The organism is Mesorhizobium sp. M1423 (genome assembly GCF_040317575.1).
Classification (GTDB): Bacteria; Pseudomonadota; Alphaproteobacteria; order Rhizobiales; family Rhizobiaceae; genus Mesorhizobium.
Genome location: NZ_JAMYKU010000029.1, coordinates 1 through 18,199 on the forward strand (window position 1 = coordinate 1; position 18,199 = coordinate 18,199).

The window sequence follows — 18,199 nt, forward strand, 5'->3', positions numbered from 1 at the left end:
CTCAATCTCCTCTTACAACGAAGATTGAAGAAGATTGAATCAGTGCTTCAGGACTGCTGCAACCCGGACTTTTTCAACATTATCGACCCATTTTTGCCGTTCCGATATCGGGCCTCACCATCTCCAAGGCGGTACATTCACCCACTATTCGGCGAGAAAAATCTCGTTCCGATCAAAGCCGCCCTACTTCGTTGCAGCGGCTGCGGCTTCCCCCGGCGGCATAATCCGCATCATGAAAGCCGACACCGTTTCCCCGGGTTTGAACGGGCCGGGAACCTGATGGCTGACCGGCTTCACACTTTGGAGGAATGCCGCGATAGCCATGGCGTCATCCGCGGTGAGATGCGCAAAATCGCGCCAAGGCATGATCGGCGCCAGCATACGGCCGTCCGGCCGTTCGCCGGTCTGGATCGCGGTGACGATCTGCTCCGGGGTCCAGCTTCCGATACCGGTCTCCTTGTCAGGCGTGATATTGCGGGCGACAAAGACACCAAGACCAGGAATCTCGAAGCCCACATCTGAACCGCCAAGAAAGCGCGACATGTCGGGCTTCCCGAAGAAGTAACCGGGTGTGTGGCAGTCGCTGCAGCCGGCAATCGTAGCCAGATATTCGCCGCGCGCAATCTGTGTGTCGTCGGCCATGGCCGCGTAAGATGGCAGGGCAACAATTGACGCTGTCAAGAATGCAAGATGAATTAGTGTCCGAAACATTGCTTCCTCCCTGTGGTCTGTTCGTGGTTTGTCCGTCGACCTCCCGCGTCGTCAACTGGTCGCAATTCCCCGATTTGGCGACGTCGGGGACGTTAAATTTTAGCATGGCCAGGACGGATTACCATCAGCGATCAATTGGACCGTCGGCACTTGTCGTGTCCGGTTGAGCAACTGTTACGAAGCTCGCTAGCCGACGCACAACGCCTTCGCCTTCTTTGGCGCAACGTGCTCGTCCTGGCAGATGAGCCGAACGGCAACCTACCACCCATCTCGGCCATTGGGGCAGTCAGATGATTGAGTTTGATCCTAGCTGCGCCCGGCAGTTCCGGCCGCGTCAGATCACAGTGTCCGTCCAGCGGACGATTTGCCCGGCCGCATCACCGAACGCCGCGTCGAGCGCGCCGACATAGGCCTGGTTGCCATTGCCCGAAACGGGCGCGATGGCGCTAAACGTCTTCGAAGCGCGCACTTCGCCGTTGCGGTCGTTCAACAGGCGCACGAACAGCTCGACCTCGGCATGTTGGCCGCCATCGACACGCACCTCGAACGAGCGGATCTCGACGATCACCTGATAGTCGATTGCCAGCCCCTCGCCCGGCTTACCGACGCCGGTGAAGCTGCCCGAGCGCTGGAACGTCTCTGCCAGCCGCGCTTGTACGATTATCGGCAGCCGGTCGGCCCATTGCGCGCCCTTGAGATACTGGATCGATCGCGGCGATGGCTTGATGACGATGTTCTGGCTGTCCAGCGCCTTGAGCGCCGACGGCTGGGCGATGAGGATCTGGCGACGGCTGTGGGCACGCGCTTCCAGCGACGGCGCCGAAAGCTCGAACGTGTCCAGCGGTGCCGGTCCGCCGCCAGGCAAGGCCGCGCAGCTTGCAAGCGCAAGCGCCAGCAGCACCGCCCCGCTCTTCAACCCACTCGATCTGATGCTGCCTGAACTGATCGACTTCAAACGCGATCCCCCCCGGATCGTGGAAACAACGCGTATCTGCAAGCTATGTTCTTGCTGTGGGCGGAGGCCGAAGTCAACGGCGCACCCTGCCGTCGAACTGCCGGACCTCGCCCTCGCCGCCGGACAGGATCCGCTGCGGGTTGCGGCTCAGATCGGTTACCGCCTCCTCGATGCGGGTGATCGAACGACGGCTGTCCTGGACCAGCGCTTCGACGTTTTGCAGCCCCTGTCCCGAGAATCGCGCCAGATTGTCGGTGATGGTACCGAGACGGGCGTTCAGCGTGTCGGCGACCTGCTTGAACGATTTCAGCGTCGCTCTCGCGTCGGCCATGACGCCGTCGGCCTGGCCGGAGCCGAGCAGTTTGTCGACCTTGGCAAGAATACCGTCGACTCGCACCGAGGCATCGTTGAGGCGTCCTGCGAGCTGGTGCGCGTCTTTGATGGTTTCATCGATGTCGTCGGCTCGGTTGGCGAACTTGTTGGTCACCTTGGCGATGTCGGCGGCAGCCTCGTTGGCGTTTTCGCTGGCCTTCTGGATGTTGGCCAGCGCGGTGCGAACCTCAGCCGGATCGATGCCGTCGAGAACGCCGTCGACCTTGGCCAGCGTGCCTTGCGTCTTCTGGGCGAAGTCGTTGATCGAGCCGACCGCAGTGTCGACGTTCTTGATGACCGTGTCGAACTGCTTGCTGGTTTCCTTGAGGTTGGAAGTGACCGTGTCGACATTGGCGACGATGCTCTTGATCTGGTCCTTGTCGACGGCGTTGAGTAGCCCTTCCGCCGCCTTCAGAGTGCCGTCGAGCTTGCCCGAAACACCCTTCAATTCGTCCGCCAGCGAGCTGACGCTGGCCAGGAACTTGTCGACCCCGTCCGAATTCCTGGCCAGTGCATCGGAGAAGGTCTGGACATTGTTGACCGTCTGCGTCAGCGGCCCGCGAACGTCCTTGGTGAAGCCTTCGAGCTCCGAAAGGACCTTGTCGGCGCGGGTGAAGATGTTCTGCGCCGTCTGCAGCAGATTGGTGACCGCCGACGGGTTGGCAACGATCTCAGCGACACGGCCTTCCTTTTCCGCCTCGTCGAGGAGTTTTGGCTCCTTGGGGTCGGCGCCCTTGAGCTCGATATTGGCCTGCCCGGTGAGGCCGGCAAGCCCGATATCGGCCTGCGTCGACTTGGTGATCGGCGTATTGCGGTCTATTTCGGTGTCGGCGATGGCAGCGGTCGGATTGTCGACGTCGATATAGACACGGCGCACGTCGCCGACCTTGACGCCGTTGAACAGTACGAAGCTGCCACGGCCGAGTCCCGAAGCCGACCCTGGAATGCGCACGCGCAATATGGTCGTCTCACCCTTGTCGCCGATCGCCGCCGTCCAATAGACGAAAGCGAAAGCCGCGAGGATGGCGGCCAGCGTGAAAATGCCGACAATGACGTAGTTGGCCCTGGTTTCCATTGCTCACTTATGGCTATGCGCGCGCCGCAAGATCAAGTTGCCGGGCGCGTTTTCCGCGGAAATAGGATTTTACCCAGGGTTCCTCGCTCCTGAGCATGTCGTCGATCGTGCCCTCGACCAGCACTTTCTTTTTGCCAAGCACCGCCACGCGGTCGCACGCGGTAAACAGCGTGTCGAGATCGTGCGTGACCATATACACGGTCAAATCCATCGTATCGCGCAGCTTGACGACCAATTCGTCGAACTCAGCCGCGCTGATCGGGTCAAGGCCGGAAGTCGGTTCGTCGAGGAAGACGATATCCGGGTCGAGCGCCAGAGCGCGCGCCAGCGCAGCACGCTTGATCATGCCGCCGGAAAGCTCGGAAGGGAATTTCTGCGCCGCGTCCGGCGGCAGTCCGACCAGCTCGACCTTGAGCATGGCCAGTTCGTCCATCAGCTTCTTCGGCAAATCGAGATATTCGCGCATCGGCACCTGGACGTTTTCGAGGACGGTCAGCGCCGAAAAAAGCGCGCCGTGCTGGAACAGCACGCCAAGCCGCATGTCGATGCGAAGGCGCTCCCTTTCGCTTGCCTTCTCGACGTCGACGCCGAACAGTTTGATTGTTCCCGATTGCTTGCGCGTCAGGCCAAGGATGGTGCGCAAGAGAACAGATTTGCCGGCACCGGAGGCACCGACGAAGCCGAGAATCTCCCCGCGCCAGATGTCGAGCGACAATTTGTCGAGAACGACTTGGTCGGCGAACGACACCGTGACGTCGTGCGCCGACAGCACGATCTCGTCCTCTTTGGCTTTCTCCGCCACCTTGGTCGTGTTTGTGCCCGGCAGCGCCATGTCAGAACTCGATCGCTGCATAGAACATGGCGAAAAGCCCATCGAGGATAATGACCACGAAGATCGACTTCACCACTGAGGCGGTCACATGCTGGCCAAGCGATTCGGCGCTGCCGCCAACCTTCATGCCCTCGACCGAGGCAATTATGCCGATGATCATGGCCATGAAAGGCGCCTTGATCAGGCCGGCAAAGATGGTGCTGAGGTCGATTGCGACACGCAGCCGGTCAATGAACGCTGCCGGTGCAATATCGGAGTAGAGCCATGCAGCCAAAATGCCGCCGCCCAGCGCGGCAAAGTTGGCGATGATCGTCAGGCAAGGTAGCGCGACGACCAGCGCGACCAGCCGCGGAAACACCAGCACGCCGATTGGATTGAGGCCGATCACTTTCAGCGCATCGACCTCCTCGCGCATCTTCATCGAGCCGATCTCGGCGGTGATCGCGCTACCGGAGCGGCCGGCGATCATGATCGCCGTCATCAGCACGCCGAGCTCGCGCAGGATCAGCACGCCGACCAGGTCGACGACGAAGATATCGGCGCCGAAATAGCTGAGCTGATAGGCGCCTTGCTGGGCGACGATCGCACCGACAATGGCCGACATCAGCACAACCACCGGTATGGCGCCAACGCCCATGCGATCGATCTGGTTGAAGATCGCCGCCATGTTGACGGCATGGCCGCGGCCAAGCTTCATCTGCGAGCCACGTATCGTGGCGCCGAGGATGTTCATTGCGGCCAGGAAATCGTCGCGCATCTCATAAACGCGCCGGCCAACCGCCTCGAGCCCGCGAATGATGAAGTTGGGCGGCTTTGCCGAACCTGATTCGGGCTCGCGTCGAACGGCGTCCCCGACGGCGCCAAGCAGGATCGAGGCGATCTCGCTCTGCCCCTGCATCGTGATCTCGACGCCCTTCTTTTCGAAGCTGCTGACCAGGCGGTCGATCAGCCATGCTCCGGCAGTGTCCATCTTCTCGATTTGTGAGAGGTCGAGCGCCAGCGTCTTGAAGCCGCTGCGCTGCTCGATCTTGCGCATCTCGGCATCGACCAGCGCCACGGTGCGTGTCGTCCAGCTTCCCGAGAAAGCGCAGCCGAGAACGCCGCCCTCCTCGCCGATCGCGATGCGCGGCTGGTGGTCGGGCTCCTTGGCAGGGCCGCTTGCGTCGCGTTTGCGGATGGTCAACATGGCGTCCTGTTTAGCCTGACGGGGCCGACCTGTCGATTTGCCGATATCCTCCTTGTTGCACAGCCGGAGCAGAAAAATATGGCGCGTGTCATTTCGGTCGAGGCCGAGCGCTTTCCTATTGCCGGGACCTTCACCATTTCGCGCGGCTCGAAGACCGAGGCTGAGGTGATTTCCTGCGCCATCAGCGAAGACGGCCATACCGGGCGCGGCGAATGTGTCCCTTACAAGCGCTATGGCGAGACCGTGGAGGGTGTGCGCGACGCGATCGAGGCGATGCGCGGTGAGATCGCGGGCGGCATCAGCCGCACCGCCCTGCTCGGTGCCATGCCTGCGGGTGCGGCACGCAATGCCATCGATTGCGCGCTCTGGGACCTGGAATCGAAGATCAGCGGAACACCGGTGGCGCATATGATACGAACCGTTCCGTTACGGGCGCTTGAGACGGCGTACACACTGTCGCTCGCCGAGCCCGAGGCGATGGCGGCGCAAGCCCGCGCCAACGCCCAGCGCCCGCTGCTCAAGGTCAAGATCGGCGGCGACAACGACATCGCCCGCATCCGTGCAGTGACGGCGGCGGCACCCGACAGCCGAATCATTCTCGACGCCAATGAGGGCTGGAATGACGACAATATCGTCGCAAACCTCGCCTTTGCCGCCGAGCACGGTATCGCCTTGATCGAACAGCCGCTGCGGGCGGGACATGACGGTATTCTTCGCCACATCGCGCATCCGGTGCCGATCTGCGCCGACGAAAGCGTGCACGAGGCGAAGGACCTCGACGCGCTTGTCGGCCTCTACGACGCCATCAACATCAAGCTCGACAAATCGGGTGGCCTGACCGCAGCACTCGTGCTTCGCGACCGCGCCCGCGAACTGGGTCTTGGCGTCATGGTCGGCTGCATGGTCGGCACATCGCTTGCGATGGCGCCGGCCGTGCTGTTGGCGCAGGATGCCGATTTCGTCGATCTCGACGGTCCGTTGCTGCTAGCCTGCGACCGCGTTCCAGGTCTCGTCTACCAAGGTTCGCTGGTGTCACCGCCCGAGCCAGCGCTGTGGGGCTGAACGCGCGGCAAGCCCGATCAGCGCCAGGCCCGTCAGGGCGATGGGGATCATCGCAAAGAAGCCATTCGCGCCGAAGCGATCGTAAAGAGGACCTGAAATCAGCGTTGCCATCGCCATGAAGAAGCCGTTGGAGAAATAGGCGATGCCTTGCGCCGCCCCGGTGCGTTCTTCCGCGATTGTCTCACCGATCATCTTTTGCAGGCCGATCAGCACCAGCGCCACCGAGACGGCGTGCAGTGTCTGGATCGCGAAAAACCCGCCAACGCCAAGCCCAAGCGGCCAGATCAGAGGGAAAGCGATCCAGCGCACGATCGCGCCTATCCCGGCAATCAGCATGATGGAGACGACCGAGAAGGACGCGAAAGCCCGCGTGAAGACGACGAACATGCAGATTTCAGCGACGACGCCCCAGCCCCACAGCAGTCCGACAACCGAATCGCTGATTCCGATCGACTTCCAGTAGATCGACACGAAGCTGTAGAGAAACGCGTGGCTGGCGGTGATGACGCCGACGCCGGTCGAAAAATAGAGGAAGTACCGGTTGAGGAGTTTCGGTGCCGATTGCTGGATATCGGCAGCCGAAAGCGGCGAGGCGCGGCGCGGACGGCCGAGGCGCGGCGCGATCAGTCCGGCGGCTAGCGCGGCGAATAACGACACGAAGATGATCACCGGGACAGCTTGGGCACCGCTCGCCGACAGGATGAAGCCGCCGGCGAGATTGGCGCAGAGATAAGAGATCGAGCCCCATTTGCGCATGCCGGCGTAGTTCGAGCCGAAGCGGCGAACACCTGAAAGGGCGAGCGAATCGGCAATCGGCGAATGCGGCGTCCAGACGACCGTCAGCGCCAATGACACGGCAAGTACCATTGCGTAGGTCGGCGGCAGGAAGTAACCGGCCGACAGGATCAGCGATGCGGCGACCAGCGCGACATAGACATTGGCGCGGTCGCTCGCTTTGTCTGCCAGAGCGGTAAGAAAAGGCGTCGTCGCCACGCGCAGGAACATCGGCGCAGCGAGGATCACGGCTATCTGCTCGGCATGGAACCCCTTCGCCTGCAGCCAGAGCGGGAAATAGGGCACATGCGTTCCGAGCGGAACGAAGAGCGTGAAGAAGATCAAGCTCATGCGCAGTTCGAAATGGGGTGGCTTGACGAGCTGTTCGGGCGAAAGCGGCGGCAGCGAGGACATTAACAGGCGATCCGTCGGCACGGCATTCAGCCGGGTCGGCCCACCACACCAGCCGCTGCATAACACGGCGAAAAAGTGGATGAAACCGCTGGACTAACCGATTAAAGCGAGGTGAGGCCGGGTTTGGTCAAGCCGCCTGGACTGCCCTGCCCTTGATGTCGATCGGCACGAGCACCTCGCTGCCGACCGGAGTCTCCGGCAGGACATGCGCCCAATGCAGTATCTCCATCCGGCCGTCAAAATGCTCGACCACCGCCGTGCAGCTCTCCACCCAGTCGCCGGTGTTGATGTACTGCACGTCCTCGTAGCTTTCGATCGCGGCATGGTGGATGTGCCCGCAGATCACGCCGTCGACATGCGAGCGGCGCGCCTCCTCGGTCAGCACGGTCTGGAACGAGCCGATGAAATTCACCGCCTTCTTGACCTTGACCTTGGCCCAGGACGAGAACGACCAGTAAGGCAGGCCGAGCACTTGGCGCAGGCGCGTGATGACGCGATTGACCAGCATCGCCGCGTCATAGGCATAGTCGCCTAGATAGGCCAGCCAGCGCGCATTGTGGACGACGGTGTCGAACTGGTCGCCATGGATGACAAGAAGGCGTTTGCCATCGGCGGTCTCGTGGATGGCGCGATCGGCGACGACAATGCCGCCGAAATGCACACCTTGGAACTGCCGCGCGAACTCGTCATGGTTGCCGGCGATGTAGGTGATGCTGGCGCCCTTGCGCGCCTTGCGCAGCAATTTCTGGACCACGTCATTGTGGCTCTGCGGCCAGTGCCAGCTCCGTCTCAAGCGCCAGCCGTCAACGATATCGCCGACGAGATAGATGATATCGGCATCGTGATGGCGCAGAAAATCGATCAGGAACTCGGCCTTCGCCGCCTTCGATCCGAGATGGACGTCGGAGATGAACATGCTGCGGAAAGTGCGGGGCTCTGCGCCGGACATCATTTGTCACCGTTGCTTTCGCGTGAGGCTATGCCCCGATTCATGCAACAACCGTATGACGGTTGCGATTGGTCCAGCCATACGGGTAGGTTGCCGCCGCAATCAGAGGAGAAAATCACCATGGACCTCGGCATTCGCGGCAAGAAGGCCATAGTCTGCGCCTCGAGCAAGGGGCTGGGACGCGGTTGCGCCATGGCGCTGGCCGAGGCAGGCTGCGATCTGGTCGTCAACGGCCGCAACGCCGACGTGCTGGCCAAAACCGCCGCTGAACTGCGCGAGAAATTCGGCGTCAGCGTGACCGAGATTGTCGGCGACGTATCCAAACCCGACGTCCAGAAGGCGCTGCTTGCCGCCTTCCCCGATCCCGACATCCTCGTCAACAACAATGGCGGTCCGCCGCTTTGCGATTTCCGTGCGCTCGATCGGGAAAAGATCCTCGAAGGCGTCACCCAGAACATGGTGACCCCTGTCGAGCTGGTTCAGGCCGTGATCGACGGCATGGCGGCGCGCGGCTTCGGCCGCATCGTCAACATCACCTCGCTGTCGGTCTATGTTCCTATCCCCGGCCTCGACCTGTCGTCCGGCGCCCGCGCTGGCCTCACTTCGTTCCTGGCCGGCGTCGCGCGCACGGTGATCGACCGCAATGTAACGATCAACAACATGCTGCCGGGAAAACTCGATACCGACCGGCTGCGCGGCCCGCATGAGGCCGGCACACCCGAAGATCCGGCCGCCGCCGCCGCGCGCAAGGCCAAGGCCGCGGCCAACGTTCCGGCCAAGCGACTCGGCACGCCGGAGGAATTCGGCCAGATCTGCGCCTTCCTGTGCTCGGTTCACGCCGGTTACCTGACCGGACAGAACATACCGGTCGACGGCGGCCTCTACGTCAGCGCGTTTTAGTGGGAATATCTAGCCGCCGGGAATGGCGGGAAACGACCCAATCCTACCGTTCCCCCTGAGCTTCTTGTGTGCGATCTTCGGGTATCAAGCAATGAGCGGGCCATGCACGACAGACGGGCAAGGGAAATCCTCTTTGGGGCGTTCTGGAAAGACGGTTGGATACGGGATGCAGATAGGCGCGTATCCCCTGACGACTTCGCTTATGCCAAGCGCATGGGGTACATGTTCGACCCTGTCGAATTGTCGCACGATCAAGTGGTTTCCCAATTGGTCGAGGCGCAAACGGGCAGACCCAACAGCTCTGTCCAATTCCTTTTTGGCAAGTTTTGGCAGTCGGAGATTGGATTTAAGGTCCGCACTCGGCAGCTATGCCTTTGTTTCGAACTTTCCTCAACACGAAATTGCCACGACGCCAGCGTCGATTGTTCTTTCTGGCGCGCGGCGATGCAATTGGTGCGGCTTCTACGAATTCCAGAACCCTGCCAAACTCGACTTAAACCCGTTGAACTTCGGACGCCATAAATGGGGTGGCGTGAGTCGCGACAATCCAGTCTACGCTTGGCTCGACCTGTCTCTTTTTCGCGCGGAGGCGCTTCAAAATCCCACGGCCTCCGACAAACAAATAATGCATCAGATACTAAAGACGGCGCGGTCTATGGAGACTAACGCGACTGCTAGCAGTCTTGAGAAAGCGTTGACGGGCGTTTTTAAGTCTTCCAAAGCAGAGCGGCGCGTCCTAATCGAAATCCTCGCCATTTGTGGCGTGCTTCAGCCAAAGGGCAGAGGGGGTTATTTCGCTGAGTTTACGCTTGCTTGTGAGCGGGAGCACACCGGCCAGCACTTCAATGACTGGAGCTATCCGGCGACCTGGTGGCGAGGATCGGACGGGGTAAGTGAGACCGCGCTTGCAGCATACTTTCCCGACTTGTGAATGACCGCTTCCCACCAATATTGTTGAATAAGTCTACCCTTAGCAGACATTCGAACTGGGCGGCGGCAAACGTCGCCGCAGCAACGCGCCTATGGTGCCAACATTTGGCAGACCGTACAGGCCGGCGGCGGTGCAAGCCATAAGCTCGCGCTTGCGACATATCACCTCTCGAAAAGCCTCGGCTGCATGCTAAGAGACTCAAAACACCAAACGGACTGAACTGAGGAGGCGGCCGTCATGACAGGCGAAAGCAAGAAGGCGGCGCGATCCGACCTGGACGAAGCAGCGCTCTACTTCCACAAGCACCCCCGGCCCGGAAAGCTTGAAATCCAGGCGACGAAGCCGCTCGGCAATCAGCGCGACCTGGCGCTTGCCTATTCGCCCGGGGTCGCCGCCCCCTGCCTTGAAATCCGCGACGATCCGGCAACCGCCGCCGACTATACAGCCCGCGCCAATCTTGTTGGCGTCGTCACCAACGGTTCGGCGGTGCTGGGCCTCGGCAATATCGGACCGCTCGCCTCCAAGCCCGTGATGGAAGGCAAGGCCGTACTGTTCAAGAAGTTCGCCGGCATCGACGTCTTCGACATCGAGATCGATGCACCGGGCATCGAGCGCATGGTCGAGACGATCTCCGCTCTGGAGCCGACCTTCGGCGGCATCAACCTTGAGGACATCAAGGCGCCTGAGTGCTTCGAGGTCGAGGAGCAGTTGAAAGCGCGCATGGGCATACCGGTCTTCCATGACGACCAGCACGGCACCGCCATCATCGTCGCCGCCGCCGTGCTCAATGGGTTGGAATTCGCCGGCAAGTCCATCTCCGACATCAAGATCGTCACGTCGGGTGCAGGTGCTGCGGCGCTTGCGTGCCTCAACCTTCTGGTCTCACTCGGCGCGCGGGTCGAAAACATCTGGGTCACCGACCGGTTCGGCGTCGCCCATAAGGGCCGCGTCGAGGAGATGGACCGCTGGAAAGACCCCTATGTGAAGGATACCGAAGCGCGCACGCTGGCCGACGTTCTGCCCGGCGCCGACGTGTTTCTCGGCCTGTCTGCCGCCGGCGTGCTGAAGCCGGAATTGCTCCACCACATGGCGCCCAAGCCGCTGATCCTGGCGCTGGCCAACCCTAATCCCGAGATCATGCCGGAAGCGGCACGGGCAGCACGGCCCGACGCGATGATCTGCACGGGCCGCTCCGATTTCCCCAATCAAGTCAATAACGTACTGTGTTTTCCTTACATCTTCCGTGGCGCGCTGGATTGCGGCGCAAGCGCCATCAACGAAGAAATGAAGATGGCCGCGGTGCGAGCGATTGCAGCGCTTGCCCGCGAAGAGCCGTCCGACGTTGCCGCGCGCGCCTATTCCGGCGAGACGCCGATCTTCGGCCCGGAGTTCCTGATCCCCTCACCTTTCGATCCGCGGCTGATCCTGCGCATTGCCCCTGCCGTCGCCAAGGCAGCCTGCGAGACCGGCGTCGCGACCCGGCCGATCACCGATTTCGCCGCCTATGTCGACAAGCTGAACCGCTTCGTCTTCCGCTCCGGCCTGGTCATGAAGCCGGTATTCTCGATGGCCAAGACGTCGAGCGCCAAGCGCGTCATCTATGCCGATGGCGAGGACGAGCGCGTGCTTCGCGCCGCGCAAGTCGTGCTCGAGGAAGGCATTGCCGAACCGATCCTGATCGGCCGCCCGCATGTCATCGAGGTGCGGCTGAAGCGCTACGGGCTACGCATCAAGCCGGGCGTCGATTTCGGCTTGATCAACCCGGAAGACGATCCGCGTTACCGCCACTATGTCGACCTTTTGATCGAGCTTGCCGGCCGGCGTGGGGTGACGACGGAAGCGGCGCGCACCATGGTGCGCACCGACAATACGGTGATCGCCGCCCTTGCCCTGAAGCGCGGCGACGCCGACGCCATGGTCTGCGGCCTTGAGGGCCGTTTCGAGCGTCATTTGCGCAACGTGACGCTGATCATCGGGCCGCGCGCCGGCATCAAGGATCGCGACCTGTCGACGCTTTCCATGCTGATTTCGCAGCGCGGCATCATTTTCCTCACCGACACCCATGTCTCCGTCGATCCGACCGCCGAGGAGATTGCTGAGATGACCGTTTTGGCGGCCGAGGAGATTCAGCGTTTCGGCATCGAGCCCAAGGCAGCGCTGCTGTCGCATTCGGATTTTGGCTCCCGCGATTCGCCAAGCGCCATGAAGATGCGGCAGGCGGCGGCGATCTTGGCGCGCATCGCGCCCGACCTGCAATGCGACGGCGAGATGCATGCCGACTCGGCGCTATCGGAGCAGCTGCGCCAGCGCGTCTATCCGCATTCGCGGCTGAAGGGCGAAGCCAATCTGCTGGTGTTCCCCAATCTCGATTCGGCGAACATCACGCTGACCGCGCTGCGCACGATGATGGACGCGCTGCATGTCGGCCCGATCCTGCTCGGCACCGACAGCCCGGCGCACATATTGACGCCGTCGGTCACCTCGCGCGGCGTCGTCAATATGACGGCACTGGCCGTGGTCGAAGCCGCGCATAAGGCGCAAGCCATCGTCGATCTGGGCTAGCCGTGGGCTTTCTCAGATTGGCCCGAACCGGAAATGCCCTGTCTGCCTGAAGGCAAACAAAGTGTCCTCTTCCCTGGCGCCGCCACCGATATTGTGAATGACCAGCCCTCTTGTCGGCACCACAGTGGAGCGATTGGACGACACGATGGCAATATGCGACAGATTGCCGGGCAGCATCTGGGCGACGAGATCCCCAGGCCGATAGTCGGCGGGGTCTTGGCTGACGGGCAAGGCAGCACCGCGCCGCTCAAAATAGACCGCAAGATTGGGCACACGGCGGTGGTCGATGTTGCGGTCGGGCGCTTTCAGGCCCCAAGCCTTCGGATAGGCGGCAAAATTGGCCCGCATATCCTCATTCACCAATTCTTGCAGATCGAGATCGAAGGCGCGGCGATAGGCACGGATCACGACATCCGTGCACACACCCCGCTCGGGCTCAACGTCCCCGCCCGGATAGGCCAGGCGTGTATAGGTCGGATCGTAGAGCGTGGTGACGCCGATCTGCTCACGGGCGGCTTCGACCAATTTGGTGCCCCAATCCGGCGTGATGCGCTTTTCCTGCGCCATGGCAACCGGCATCGCCAGGCACAAAAGACCAAATTGCACTGCGGCTCGACGGGTAATCGCGGTCATGCCAAGCCTCCGGGCATTGCTGGATCCAGGCATTCTTCTGGGCGAATACGCCTTTTTCGTGCAACGCCAGGGTGTCGCGGTCCTGACAATGTCCGAGTATGCCGTGCGGCGTGGTCGATATGACGCGCTGGTTGTGGTCGAAGCCGCGCACAAGGCGCAAGCCATCGCCGATTTGGGCTGAAGCCGGAATCAGCGATATGCTAAACAAACGCTTAACCGCAAGCGCGGTAGCTTTCAGAACGGCAGACAGGCGGAGTTCCGGAGCGATGACGGGCGCACGTTGGAAGCTGACGCGGGCCGCCGCGCTGCTCGGTGCCCTGCTACTGTGCGACATCGCCGTCACTCAGGCGCAGGCCGCCTCCCGCCTCTGCCGCCAGCTTGAAGCCGATCTTGCTGCCGCTTCTCGTGGTGGCGGCGGCAAACCGGCCTTGCTCAGGAAATATGACGACGCGATCGCCCGGCAGCGCCAGCAGATTTCAAAGGCCGTCAGCCAATCCAGCAGCGCCGGCTGCGGCTTTTCGCTGTCTCGCCGCAACGCCAACGTATGCGCGGCACTCGACGCCACCATCGATCGCATGGCTGCCAATCTCGACGACTTGCAGGCCAAGCGCGCTGAGCTTGACAGCGGTGGTTCGCGACGCGATCGCGCGCGCATATTGACCTCGCTTGACGCCAATGGCTGCCGCGACGAAGCGGCGCCATCAAAGCCCGCACCGGTTCGCGAAGCCAGCGATGAAAACGGCAACGGAAACCTGCTCGAGCAGCTTTTGGGCAGTGAATCCGATGCGCCCGACCAGCGTGAAGAGCCCAGCCAGGCTGAAGAGCTAAGTCAGCCGGGCAACATCCGCACCCTGCTCAACAACGCCGACATGGGCCAGCCGCGAGGAGAATTCCGCACCATGTGTGTGCGGACCTGCGACGGTTATTTCTTCCCGATGTCGAATGCTGCCTCGCTCGGCGATTTCGAGCGCGACCAGAAGAATTGCGAATCGAGCTGCCCCGGCACCGAGATGCAGGTTTTCTACACGCGCGGCATGAACAGCGATTCGGCGTCCATGACGTCTTCGGTGACCGGCAGGCCTTATATCGAACTGCCGACGGCCTACCTCTACAAGCAGTCCGACATGCCACGGCCGCCGGCATGCGGCTGCAATGCCGCGCAGAATTTCGAAATCATCGCCGGCAACCCGCCCAGCCCGGAACGATCCGAAGCGAACGTGGAGACCACTCCGTTCATTCCGGTGCCGGTTGCCAGGCCTGATCCGGGCGCCGACCCGGAGACCTTGGCCAATGCGGAAGGCGGCCTCGACCGTGAGGCGATCAGACGCCTTGCCGTCAAACCCGTGCCTTCGCTGACGTCCCTGCCGCCGCCCGAACAGCGCAAGGTCAGGGTCGTCGGGCCAACGTTCCTTCCCGACCCAGCAGCGGCAACAGATCTGCAAGCTCCGGACCCGAAGGCTGTCCCGTAAGCGCCAGCCTCAGCGGCATGAACAGCGCCTTGCCCTTACGGCCGCTCGCCGCTCGGATTTTGCCGGTCCAGTCTTTCCAGACGGTGCCGTTCCAAGGCTCCTCCGGCAGCAGTTCGAACGCCTGGCGAAGAAAGTCGCGGTCATCGTCGGAAAACTCCGCCGGCTCCTCTGGACCGTCGCGAAGTGTGCGCCACCAGATCGCCGCATCGGCCAGCCTGTCGAGATTGCCGCGCACCGCCAGCCAGAAAGGCTCGGCCTGTTCGCCAGAGATGCCGAGCACGATCAGCCGGTCGCGCGCCTCGGAAAAGGGCATGTGGTGCAGCAGCGTGCGGTTGAGCACGAAGAGCTCGTCCGGATCGAATTTGGCGGCGGATTTCGATGTTGCCGCCGGATCGAAGCGCTCGGCAAGTTCAGCCATCGTCGGCACCGCCACGACGTTTTCCGAGGTACCGACGAGTACCGCCAGCGAAGCGACCGCCATTGGCTCTATGCCGCTCTCACGCAGGCTCTGTATGGACAGCGCGCCGGTACGCTTGGAAAGCCCCTCGCCTGATGCTGTTGTCAGAAGATTGTGGTGGCCGAACACCGGCGGCTCGGCGCTGAGCGCCCGGAACAGGGCTATCTGGACGCCGGTATTGGTGACGTGGTCGTCGCCACGAATGACATGGCTGACGCCCATGTCGATGTCGTCGATCACCGAAGGCAGTGTGTAGAGATAGGTGCCGTCCTCGCGCCGCAGAACGGGATCTGAAAGCGAGGCGAGGTCGACGGTCTCCTCGCCGCGCACCAGGTCGTTCCAGTGGATTTCGGTGCGCTCCGGCTGCAGCGGATCGCTGCTGAAGTTGGGCAGCAGAAAGCGCCAGTGCGGCCGCCGGCCATCGGCCTCATATTCCGCGACCTGCTCGGGTGCCAGCGTCAGCGCCTCGCGGCCATAGACTGGCGGCAGGCCACGCGTGCGGCGCACCTTGCGCCTCAGGTCGAGCTCTTCAGGCGTCTCATAGCAGGCATAGACGAGGCGGGCTTCCTTCAGCCTTTCCAGTGCGGCATCATAGATTTCGACCCGCCGCGACTGATACTCCGTGGCATCGGGGAAGATGCCCAGCCAATGCAGGTCATAAAGGATGGCGTCGGAAAATTCCTGCGTCGAACGGGCAACGTCGGTATCGTCGAAGCGCTGGATGAAGCGGCCCTTGTTCTTGATGGCGAACAGCCAGTTGAACAAAGCGGTGCGCGCATTGCCGATATGGATGCGGCCGGTCGGTGACGGGGCGAAACGGACGGTAACTGTCATGAGCGGGGCGTACCGGATGGTTTTGCTGTTGACAAGACGCGCCCCCGCGCTCTGCGGCAGACATAGAACATGACGAAGACGAAGAAAAGACGGCAGCGCCGCGCGTCCATTAAGACGCGCCGCGCCGTAACCGTCAGATCACCAGGCCTTTGGTCAGCTCAAGCGCCTGGCGTTCGAACAGCCGGCGGTAGATGCCGCCTTGCAGCCGGATCAGTTGGTCATGCGATCCCTCCTCGACAATGCGGCCGCGATCGAACACCAGAAGCCTGTCCAGCGCGCGCACGGTCGACAGCCGGTGGGCGATGACCAGCGTCGTGCGGCCGACCATCAAGCGCTCCATCGCCTGCTGGATCAGCACCTCCGATTCCGAATCGAGGCTCGACGTTGCCTCGTCCAGGATGAGGATGCGCGCATCGGCGAGGAAGGCGCGTGCGATTGCAACACGCTGACGCTCGCCGCCCGACAGCTTTACGCCACGCTCGCCGACCAGCGTGCCATAGCCTTTCGGCAAATCGGCGATGAAGTCATGCGCGCTGGCCAAGCGCGCCGCGTGCTCGATCTCGGCCTGCGTGGCGCTCGGCCGGGCATAGGCGATGTTTTCAGCCAGCGACCGGTGGAACAGGATCGGCTCCTGCTGGACGATCGCGATCTGTGCGCGCAGCGACGCCTGCGCGACATTGGCAATATCCTGGCCGTCGATCAGGATATTGCCCGCAGTCACGTCATAGAGGCGCTGGATCAGCTTGACGAACGTGGTCTTGCCGGAGCCCGAATGGCCAACCAGCCCGACCCGCTCGCCCGGAGCGATATCCACCGAAAAGTCCCGATAAAGCGGCAAGCGGTGGCTACCGTAGTGGAACGTGACATTGTCGAAGGTGATACGGCCATCGGTGATCCGGATCGGCTTGGCTCCGGGCCGATCCTCGATGCCGAGTGGTTCGGACTGGAAGTCGACCAGTTCCTCCATGTCATTGATCGAGCGCTGCAGATTGCGGATATGCGTGCCGATGTCACGCAGATAGCCTTGCAGCACGAAGAATGAGGTCAGCACGAAGGCGACGTCGCCGGCGCTCGCCTGCCCCCACGACCACAAAAGCAGGGAAAAGCCGATGACCGCTGCCCTCAAAAGCAGCAGCATCGTGCCTTGCGTGGTGCCGTTGACGGTGCCGCGCACCCAGGTGCGCCGCGTGCGTGCGCGCCATTTGGCGACGACGTCGGCAAGCCGTGTCTCCTCGCGCTCCTCGGCGCCAAAACCCTTGACCACGGCGTTGCAGCTCACCGCATCGGCCAGCGAGCCGCCAAGCCGCGTATCCCACGCATTGGCAAGCCTTGCCGCGGGGGCGACATAGCCGAGCGACAGCATCGTCGTTACGCCGATGAACAGCACCGAGCCCGTCGCGACGACCGCGCCCATCAGCGGCCAGAACCAGCCGAGCAACAGCGTCGAGCCGACAAGCATGACGACCGACGGCAGCAGCGCGATCAGGATCGTGTCGTTGAGCAGGTCGAGCGCCCACATGCCGCGCGTTATCTTGCGCACCGTCGATCCGGCGAAGCTGTTTGCGTGCCAGTCGGTGGAGAAGCGCTGGACGCGGTGGAAGGCATCGGCGGCGATGTCGGCCATCATCTTCAGGGTCAGTTCGACGATGGCCATGAAGGCGAGATTGCGCAGCACGACACCGGTGAGCGCCAGGGCCACCAGCATCGAAAAGGCAGCCGTCGCGGCATTCCATGCGACATCGTCGGCAGTGGCACTGCTGGCAACGGCGTCGACCAGCCGGCCGGAATAGAGCGGCGTCAGCACGTCGGCCAGGGTCGACAGCAGGAATGTGGCCATGATCAGCGAAAGCCGCCACGGCTGGCGCCGCCAATGACTGAGCGTAAAACCAAGAACGCTGCGAAAGGCGCCCGCGCGCAAATCTATTCGAAAACGAGCCATGATGTCATTCGGGCGCAAACGAGCCCGATCCCGGAAAGGTCGAAATTGAAAAAACCGCGTCGGGCGAATTAGCACCCAAGGAAAGCGGAGGTTCGGCACATTTGGCGGCTCGCCCGAATACGGGCGGCGACCGGCATCGACGAA

General features: G+C 62.3%; 16 protein-coding genes. 6 read left to right on the plus strand and 10 right to left on the minus strand.

Features of this window, described 5'->3' with window-relative positions; genetic code table 11:
* Positions 1-183: 183 nt before the first annotated feature.
* The 5 genes from NKG95_RS27745 to NKG95_RS27765 form a co-directional block, all read right to left on the minus strand.
* Positions 184-711 (minus strand): c-type cytochrome, encoded by a 528-nt coding sequence (locus tag NKG95_RS27745; protein WP_502895844.1) that lies wholly within the window; start codon positions 709-711, stop codon positions 184-186.
* Positions 712-1,045: 334 nt separating this feature from the next.
* Positions 1,046-1,666: an ABC-type transport auxiliary lipoprotein family protein gene (locus NKG95_RS27750; RefSeq protein ID WP_502913990.1), complete on the minus strand. Its 621-nt coding sequence runs from the start codon at positions 1,664-1,666 to the stop codon at positions 1,046-1,048.
* A gap of 73 nt (positions 1,667-1,739) precedes the next feature.
* Entirely contained in the window at positions 1,740-3,113 is a 1,374-nt protein-coding gene (locus NKG95_RS27755) for an MlaD family protein (protein ID WP_023720067.1), read from the minus strand.
* 13 nt (positions 3,114-3,126) lie between these two features.
* Entirely contained in the window at positions 3,127-3,945 is an 819-nt protein-coding gene (locus NKG95_RS27760) for an ABC transporter ATP-binding protein (protein WP_023720068.1), read from the minus strand.
* Position 3,946: 1 nt separating this feature from the next.
* On the minus strand, positions 3,947-5,131 hold the full coding sequence (locus NKG95_RS27765) for an ABC transporter permease (protein WP_353043075.1): 1,185 nt from the start codon (positions 5,129-5,131) through the stop codon (positions 3,947-3,949).
* A 78-nt stretch (positions 5,132-5,209) separates the two neighbouring features.
* On the opposite strand from NKG95_RS27765, the gene dgcA reads away from it, so the two are divergent.
* Positions 5,210-6,193, plus strand: coding sequence for an N-acetyl-D-Glu racemase DgcA (dgcA, locus tag NKG95_RS27770; protein ID WP_352494569.1), 984 nt, complete (start codon positions 5,210-5,212; stop codon positions 6,191-6,193).
* On the opposite strand, the gene NKG95_RS27775 is transcribed toward dgcA, so the two are convergent.
* The gene (locus tag NKG95_RS27775; RefSeq protein WP_353043076.1) at positions 6,164-7,381 is read right to left on the minus strand and encodes an MFS transporter; all 1,218 of its coding nucleotides are present in this window, start codon (positions 7,379-7,381) and stop codon (positions 6,164-6,166) included. The two genes, dgcA and NKG95_RS27775, sit on opposite strands and share 30 nt — an antisense overlap.
* Before the next feature lie 127 nt (positions 7,382-7,508).
* Entirely contained in the window at positions 7,509-8,330 is an 822-nt protein-coding gene (locus NKG95_RS27780; protein ID WP_023720072.1) for a UDP-2,3-diacylglucosamine diphosphatase, read from the minus strand.
* Between the two features lie 120 nt (positions 8,331-8,450).
* On the opposite strand from NKG95_RS27780, the gene NKG95_RS27785 reads away from it, so the two are divergent.
* The 3 genes from NKG95_RS27785 (at position 8,451) to NKG95_RS27795 (ending at position 12,723) form a co-directional block, all read left to right on the plus strand.
* Positions 8,451-9,230: an SDR family oxidoreductase gene (locus NKG95_RS27785; RefSeq protein WP_353043077.1), complete on the plus strand. Its 780-nt coding sequence runs from the start codon at positions 8,451-8,453 to the stop codon at positions 9,228-9,230.
* Positions 9,231-9,570: 340 nt separating this feature from the next.
* Complete coding sequence (locus tag NKG95_RS27790; protein ID WP_353043078.1) at positions 9,571-10,161, plus strand: hypothetical protein; 591 nt, start codon at positions 9,571-9,573, stop codon at positions 10,159-10,161.
* Between the two features lie 237 nt (positions 10,162-10,398).
* A complete protein-coding gene (locus NKG95_RS27795) occupies positions 10,399-12,723 on the plus strand; it encodes an NADP-dependent malic enzyme (protein WP_352844154.1) in 2,325 nt (774 codons plus the stop codon).
* 12 nt (positions 12,724-12,735) lie between these two features.
* Here NKG95_RS27795 and NKG95_RS27800 read toward each other — a convergent pair whose 3' ends face one another.
* Positions 12,736-13,356 carry a DUF1287 domain-containing protein gene (locus tag NKG95_RS27800; RefSeq protein ID WP_353043079.1) on the minus strand — a complete coding sequence of 207 codons (621 nt, stop codon included), beginning with the start codon at positions 13,354-13,356 and terminating at the stop codon, positions 12,736-12,738.
* Here NKG95_RS27800 and NKG95_RS27805 point away from each other — a divergent pair.
* On the plus strand, positions 13,355-13,537 hold the full coding sequence (locus NKG95_RS27805) for a hypothetical protein (RefSeq protein ID WP_023720079.1): 183 nt from the start codon (positions 13,355-13,357) through the stop codon (positions 13,535-13,537). The genes NKG95_RS27800 and NKG95_RS27805 overlap by 2 nt on opposite strands.
* Positions 13,538-13,622: 85 nt before the next feature.
* On the plus strand, positions 13,623-14,825 hold the full coding sequence (locus NKG95_RS27810) for a DUF2865 domain-containing protein (protein ID WP_023720080.1): 1,203 nt from the start codon (positions 13,623-13,625) through the stop codon (positions 14,823-14,825).
* Here NKG95_RS27810 and gltX read toward each other — a convergent pair.
* Together gltX and NKG95_RS27820 are read right to left on the minus strand one after the other, a co-directional pair.
* The gene (gene gltX / locus NKG95_RS27815; RefSeq protein ID WP_352482218.1) at positions 14,743-16,116 is read right to left on the minus strand and encodes a glutamate--tRNA ligase; all 1,374 of its coding nucleotides are present in this window, start codon (positions 16,114-16,116) and stop codon (positions 14,743-14,745) included. The two genes, NKG95_RS27810 and gltX, sit on opposite strands and share 83 nt — an antisense overlap.
* Positions 16,117-16,249: 133 nt before the next feature.
* Positions 16,250-18,055: an ABC transporter ATP-binding protein gene (locus NKG95_RS27820; RefSeq protein WP_352814525.1), complete on the minus strand. Its 1,806-nt coding sequence runs from the start codon at positions 18,053-18,055 to the stop codon at positions 16,250-16,252.
* Between the last annotated feature and the right edge of the window lie 144 nt (positions 18,056-18,199).